The sequence below is a fragment of the Pseudomonas sp. 57B-090624 genome, from assembly GCF_003234055.1.
GTDB lineage: Bacteria > Pseudomonadota > Gammaproteobacteria > Pseudomonadales > Pseudomonadaceae > Metapseudomonas > Metapseudomonas tohonis.
Genome location: NZ_QKRU01000136.1, coordinates 1 through 6,865 on the forward strand (window position 1 = coordinate 1; position 6,865 = coordinate 6,865).

The window sequence follows — 6,865 nt, forward strand, 5'->3', positions numbered from 1 at the left end:
CACCGCCCCAGAGCAGGACGACACCCTCGCCTTCCAGCCATTGCGCACCGGCCAGGCCGGGAGCGATGGCCGTGACTTCGTCCGGCTCGCCGATCACCAGAAGCAGGCGGGCGCGGCGGTGCCAGAAAAGACCGAGGTTCTGGCGCAGGTGTTGACGAGCTTCCTCCTCGTTCACACCAAGAACATCAGATGCTTGAAGTCCCGATTGGGCCTCGCTGGCATGATCCAAGCGATACAACGAATGTCCAAGATGCCAGCCTGCCACGCGATAACTCAGCTCGGCGAGAAGTACCAGCAAGGTGACAGCGGCTGTAATCCAAAGCCAGATGCTTTGCGCGGCACTACCAGCGCTGATCCCCAGGAGGTGCGGCTTCCACCAGAGCAACAAAAGCAATCCAATGCCTGCGAACACGACACCCCAAAGCAACACTTTCATCCACAGCAGTTTCATGAACATCTATCCCTGAAGATCCACAGCAATCGGTCGAATCGCAGTACACCAAAGCTCTGGTGAACCTGTGCCATCCCCACAAAGGGTCAGCTGCGGACGGCCTTGCAGCTGAACCGCCTGGGCAGCTGCCGCAATCGCTAGCCAAGGTGCCGTCCTGCCACTGCTCCCGAGGATGGTGTCGAGATTGTGTTGGCCCTTTTGGGGGGTAGCTGGAATACCCAATCGCGCCAGTGACGTCCAAACATCAGCCTGGCGTTGATGATCAATGCCCGACAGCCAGACTCCATCGAGAGAGTCAGCCCCAATCTGAGCCCAGCTCAGAGCCTGACGGATGGAGCTAACCAATCCATCGGTCGAGGGTTCACGCTCCTGTTCAGGACGATGCAAGTAGATATGAGGATGAGTGGCTCGCGACGGGGCACTACCGAGCAGCATGCCCACCACGGCCTCGGTCGACTCTTCAACCGCCTCTGGCGCTATTTGAAAAGCGATGATCATCAATAACGCCTGATCGTTGGCGCGATGATCCAACCACTGGTCAATCACTGCTAATCCGTTACCCTCTGTCGGCTGCAGTGCTCGCCGAATACCAGCCCCAGCCCACGCCTGCCTCCAGGCCTCCACGACTGTCTTGTCCGATAGGCTGGTATTGATGTCGAGATGCAAAGCCAAGGGAAGATCGGGCGGAAATGACGTCAAAACCTGAGACATATCAGCGAAGACCTGTGACAACAGCCGCTGCAGCGCATCTACAGATCGTTCCAACTCACCCATCGGCAAACGACTATGGCGCACCGAGCTCTGGCCTTGCCACGACGCCTGTGCACGTAAAGCACTGACCTTGCCTTGCAAGGCGATCAACTGCAGCGCACGCATGTCCTCCGCTTGCTCATCGCGAAGAGCAGTATGTAGGCTGACACCCAGCACCTGCTGCGAACGTCGCCCCTGACCAACCTTGCTCAGTCGATCTTCCTCGCGAGCGGCATTCCATCCATCGGCAGCCCCTTTCTGCAAGGTGAACACCAGAATCCGAAGTGCCCCCAGCCCACACCAAACTAGAAGAGGTAAACCGAGGGAAGCCCACCAAAAGCGTCCAGGCTCTTCTGCCATTGAGCTTTCAGCCAGCCAAAGAACCAGCCCCCCCCCCAGCGCAACACAAATAAGCAGCAGCCCGAGCCACACCCGGAGGCGCGGTAGCGCAGGTTGCGGAACTGGAGCGGGCATCTCATCCAATCTGACTACCATGATCAGATAGCCTTTACATCTGGTAGAGACGACAAGAGCGAGCAACCGCAAGCGCACCGATGCCCATGGAAGGCAACCGGAAAACCCGAATCGCAGAAATTCGGATTGCCCTCCACAATCACATTTGGGCCATGTCCTGGAATCGGGCAGCTCACCGGATCGCCGACTCTGGCGACGCCGATACCATTGCAGATCAGCTCAGCAGAGCCCGCCAGAACGGCTCCACCGCCGGTGTTTTTATCGCCTAAGCGAATGACCCCACTCATTTTTACCTACTTAGTTTAATTCGCGGCCGGTGAGTAACTTCACGATATAGCGCTAACAAGACAACCGCCAAACGCCCCTTAAGACCTTCTAAGCAACAGGGAAGTGCAACCCAACCAAAATACTCACACAACCAATTGACGCATTGCCCAACCCACAAACTCTCCGCTCAAAAACTCCCCACCACCTATTTTTCAACATAGCTTCCCATCTAACCTCATAAGCGAACCAACTTGCTCTTCCTTGGCGCCACTTAAAAGCCTTCTCATCCATCCAGACCCAAATACGACTCCAATTTCATACTTATCTTCAACCAACCTTCACTCTTGGCGTAAAGTGCAATTAGCCTCATTCCGACTGAAGGACAAGGAGTAGTCACCCATTGCATCGTTTGCCCTACCTCCACATCGTGAATAGCCTGAGAAATAAAAACCTCTCCAAGACTCACTACCCAGCCTTTCTGGATACGCGCCTCAATATTTCCACCTACCAAAACGACAAACTAAACACCCTCCACCACTTCCCTCGCGTAGAGAAAAAATCTATCTGTATCAGCGACCTTAAATGAAAATTGCAGGGCTTCATCACCCAAACACATTGAGGATGCGTTTATCTTCTCACCCCCCAAACCATAAAAATAAAGCCACAATCAGTGCATGTGACACCCTATCCATATAAACCCCAGCGTCATTGGCAGCATCAATCAAAAACCTCTGTCTCAATCCCCTCATAAGCTTGATCGCTTATATAAGCGTGCCCAGGCTCATCACAGCGTTCATTAAACACCTCATCCACGCCTTTTCTAACAACCAACCTGTACCCAGCAATACCGCCCCCCTCAAATGAGTAAATGTATTTACCCACCTTAAACTGCAGCAACTCCACCGCAGAATAAGAATTTCTCCCAACCATATTCGCAACCGAATAAATCTTGAATATACCCCTCGGGGGAACTCTCTCTGATGGGTATGTGATTTCTATATCCCGCATAGACTTGCCGTATCGATATTGCACATACCCCGCATCTGGACCACCATTCCCTTTTGCACATATAGAGGCAACATTACCCACAAAACCCATATCACCTCGCGCCTTTATGGAGCAACTTATATAAACCATTTCGTCATCACCGCACAAAGAAAGACTTGCGTGATTCTCCGCCCCACCATACCCTGCAAGACAGCAGAGCAGCAGACAAACTGCCAACTCTCTCTTAAAAATTTTCATTTCAGAATCTCTTCAACCCACAACTGATTGAAATTCTGCTTCCTACGCGACCTACTGTCTGTATCTCTATTGACAACATCCGTAATCAAGTCAACTACAAATGGCGCCGCACCTTTATCTGCTCTTTCATATAATTTCTTGTCCAGCCAAAAATATGCTGCTGAACGAGCAGCATATTTCGCGCTCATCAAAAAATCTGGAGACTCAATGAAGTCCAGGTCGTCGCTTGGCCATAGCGCACTATTTTTTTGGTGCCACTCGGTGAATCGCTGATAATTGTATCGACCCGTTAAATGTTTAAGGCCACGCCCTCTGTATTTCCAGCCATCCCCACTTGAAAAACCTCTATTACCTAGGTCCTCCCGCCCTCCATAAGCGCCATTCGCAATTGCTTTGAAATCATCTATTCCCATAGCCACTCCGTTGGCTTTAATTTTTCCCTGCAAAACAACAAAACCATGCACATTAGCCTCATCAGGATTAGACCTGAAGTAGCTAAACTTGCTTATTAAAGCGCTCACTCTATAAGTTAGGTCTTCTTCCATGATTAAGGATAACCCTGTCTCTTGCAGAATCTGCGCAAAAAAATGAGCACGCCTAAGATGAGTGTCTAATTTATAGAAAACAAGTTGAGAATTGAGCTCTTCGGCAATATTCTGCAGGTCTTCATATCGCTCTACGCCAAGTGTAGGATAGAGCTTGCGCATAACTTCCAAAGTGAATGAAAAATCTAAACCACCAAAGCTTCCAATCATTCCTATTGGGTGCAGATACCAAACCTGTCCATCAGCCGGCAGAGCCAGACTCGGTGCGACCTCTTGCCACCAACTCAATTTCTCAATTCGCTCTTTCTCAGCCAACCATTTTTTATGCGGAGCCGAACTTCGGTGACCATATAAATCATCTAGAACATCCCACTTCCCCGATGTCCAGCGCCAGTCGCTTTCGCTATATATCGCCAGACGGGAAACAGATTGTGCTTTTAGCGGCAGGCGCAGGGCCCGCTGCAATTGCTCGGCACTCATAACGTCACTATGGTCAGCACCTCGGGCGATCAAATCGAACAAGCGGCTTCGAATAGGACCCCGGTCTGATAGATCGGCCAATCGTGCGGCTCGCGCACGATCTTTCTCACTGGGCAAAATACCTTGCACTTTCAATGAATAGGCTTGGCAGCTTTCCAGACTGTCGCCATTGAGAATGGCCGCATAGCCACTCCAATCCCATGGGCTGTGCCATTGGGCATCATTGTCAGCAACCCGAACCCACCCGTTGAGCAACACACCGTCGACGTCATGAAAAAGGTCATCAAGGCGATACCAAGTGCAACCGCCCTCACCATTTCTTGCGGGAATACGAATAGTCTTTTCGGCGCCCAAGACATCGAGTCTATGTTTCGGCAAGTGCAGATCAGCGCCGCTGATCGGCGTATCTACTCCAGCGATCGGAGGGCCAGCAACGCTGAAGTGCTCCTGATGCGGCACTACTGATGTGCCTTGGGGTAGCGTCAGCCAAGTCCTTGAGTTGGCTGGCAGCTGCTTCGCCCAAGCACGGCTGACGTCGATAAAGGTTTCAACATCTTCATGACTGAAAACCTCCAAGTGCAGTTGCTTCTGAGGCTCTTTATCTTCTAGATCCTGATAATCACCGAGATGGCCAATGAGCTCGCCCGCCCGAATAGAAATCGGCTTGTCCAGAACCAGTATCTGGTCTAGAGCCTCAGGCTCAAGTTCGCGTATCAGTGATGCGTAGTGAAGATACTGGTTTACCCGCTCAAGCTTGCGGAACTGCCCCTCTCCACTGATAGTTACTTCGGTACCTTGCGGCAACTTGAAGAGCACTTCAGAGTTGGCGTTCGGTTCAGACCTGACGTTGAGCGTGCTGTTGTCCTGACTCAGATGCACTTGGTAGCTGCCAGCTGCATTCAGCCGTAGGTTGCTGAAGGCAACATAGCCGCGCAGGCCCCCCTCGGGGTTCTGCAACGCCGCAGGACCTGGGCTATCGATCCACTCACGGAACTCACCCTGACCACTGATGGTCACGGCAATACCCTGTGGCAGCAGGCCGATCACCCGGCCTTGAGTCGCTTGGTTCCTGATTCGTAACCCCATCTCACCGGGGCTACCCACATGGGTATCGCCGACATTGGGCTTGACCTGGTAACGAGCAGCCAAGGACCAGAAGCCAGGTCGTGGTGACTCCGGCGATTCACCATAGGCTTTCCAGTCCTGCAAGTGCATGTAAAGACTGAAAAAAGTCAGGCTGGGTGGGGTGTCATCGGCACCGAAGATTTCCGGTGCCTGCAGCCGATGCCGTACCAAGACAAAGTTTCGCGAGAAGACTCGCTCCACCGGTTCTCCATCAAGTTGGTACGAGGTGGAGGGGGATCGGGTATCTATGCGATAGGCCACTACCTCGCCATCAGCCAGGCAACGCACATATGTCTGGTCCAGCGTCCCGGCTGTGCCGCAATCGAAATGCACACCCAGGTGCCAGTATCCATTCCGCCCCAATGGGTAATAGCCGCGCTCAGCATTGGCTTGCTGTACCAGTTGCTGTAGCTCGTCGGCGCGAGAACCAAAGGGGTGGCTCCATTTCTGAATGGGAGCCAGATGAGCACTGCCTGGGTCAGTTACCCAATAGTTGGTCAGTGGTCGGCATGGTGCCGGCGACTCCGGCTCGCGAGCACTTGGCCGGAGCTGCTCTCCCAGCCAAGTGTTGGTCTTATCCATGATTTGCTGAACCAAGCTCCTGGTATCCATAGATGCTCCTTGCTCCTGAGAGGGCGTTAACCGGAAAACGCAGTGTCATCCTGCCGCGCGGCTTCGGACTCCAGCAGTGGCGGTACGGCCGGCATAGCTGGAAGCTGCGAGGCGCTCCCTTGTCGGTTCACTCGTGCCTTGATAATGAATTCGCCGCTACCCAACTCGACTTCGCCCGGTGCCAGAGTGATGTAGCTGCCCCCACCGTTGAGGACGATCCTCTTCTTGGCGGTGATGTGGATTTCATCCTCGGTGCTGGTGATCTCCAGCCCCTGGCGGGCCAGCAGTTCCAGGCGGTCGTTCTGCGCCTGGATCTGCACCGCGCCCTGGTTGGCGATGAGCTTCAGGCCAAGCTTGCGCACGAACAGGCTGACGCCCTCCCCCACGCCGATGAACAGCCGCCGCACCACGCTCAAGGCGGCGTCCCTGCCCGCGTTGGCGATGAGGTTGCCTTCGGCGGCCAGTTGCAGGTGGCTACCGCTGCTGAGCGCGATGCCCCTGGGCGCACTGAGCAGCAGGACGGCGGACTTGAGCTGCTCCAGGTCCTGCCTGAGCAGGTCGAGCTGCGCCTGCACATCGGCCGGCTCGGCGTTGGCGACCTGGGCATCCTCGGAAAGCGTCTGCATCTCCTCAGCGGCGCGTTGCAGGCGGGCGAGCGTGTCCTGCATGGCCAGCACCTGCCCCTGGGCGCGCGGCTGTTCATCGGCACTGATGAACATGCCCTTGCCGGAACGCAGCGCGCCCCAGCCGTCGGTGCGCAGCTCGAAGCCTTCGCCGCGTTTCTGCCGCTGCCCATCCACCAGGTGGCCGAGGTTGAGCTGGCTCTTGCCGCTGTGCTCGGTGCTGAGCTTGATGTGTTCCTGGCCACGGGTGTCGTCCAGGCGCAGCTTGTTGTTGGACGGGGTGCGCAGGACGT

5 protein-coding genes and 1 pseudogene are annotated in these 6,865 nt (G+C 54.5%); all 6 read right to left on the bottom strand.

Annotated features, from left to right (window positions below; all coding sequences use genetic code 11):
- A pseudogene (locus tag DMX10_RS31425) lies at window positions 1–451 on the bottom strand (hypothetical protein); the annotation flags it as partial.
- Between the two features lie 6 nt (window positions 452–457).
- Window positions 458–1,684 (bottom strand): hypothetical protein, encoded by a 1,227-nt coding sequence (locus tag DMX10_RS31430; RefSeq protein WP_146603106.1) that lies wholly within the window; start codon window positions 1,682–1,684, stop codon window positions 458–460.
- Window positions 1,685–1,698: 14 nt separating this feature from the next.
- Window positions 1,699–1,962 carry a PAAR domain-containing protein gene (locus DMX10_RS31435; protein ID WP_111264769.1) on the bottom strand — a complete coding sequence of 88 codons (264 nt, stop codon included), beginning with the start codon at window positions 1,960–1,962 and terminating at the stop codon, window positions 1,699–1,701.
- 697 nt (window positions 1,963–2,659) lie between these two features.
- Window positions 2,660–3,187: a hypothetical protein gene (locus DMX10_RS32715; protein ID WP_146603107.1), complete on the bottom strand. Its 528-nt coding sequence runs from the start codon at window positions 3,185–3,187 to the stop codon at window positions 2,660–2,662.
- Window positions 3,184–5,949 (bottom strand): hypothetical protein, encoded by a 2,766-nt coding sequence (locus DMX10_RS33385; protein ID WP_236206665.1) that lies wholly within the window; start codon window positions 5,947–5,949, stop codon window positions 3,184–3,186. The genes DMX10_RS32715 and DMX10_RS33385 overlap by 4 nt, the downstream gene beginning before the upstream one ends.
- Window positions 5,950–5,975: 26 nt before the next feature.
- A partial coding sequence (locus tag DMX10_RS31445; RefSeq protein WP_256604890.1) for a type VI secretion system Vgr family protein occupies window positions 5,976–6,865 on the bottom strand: 890 nt, incomplete at its 5' end.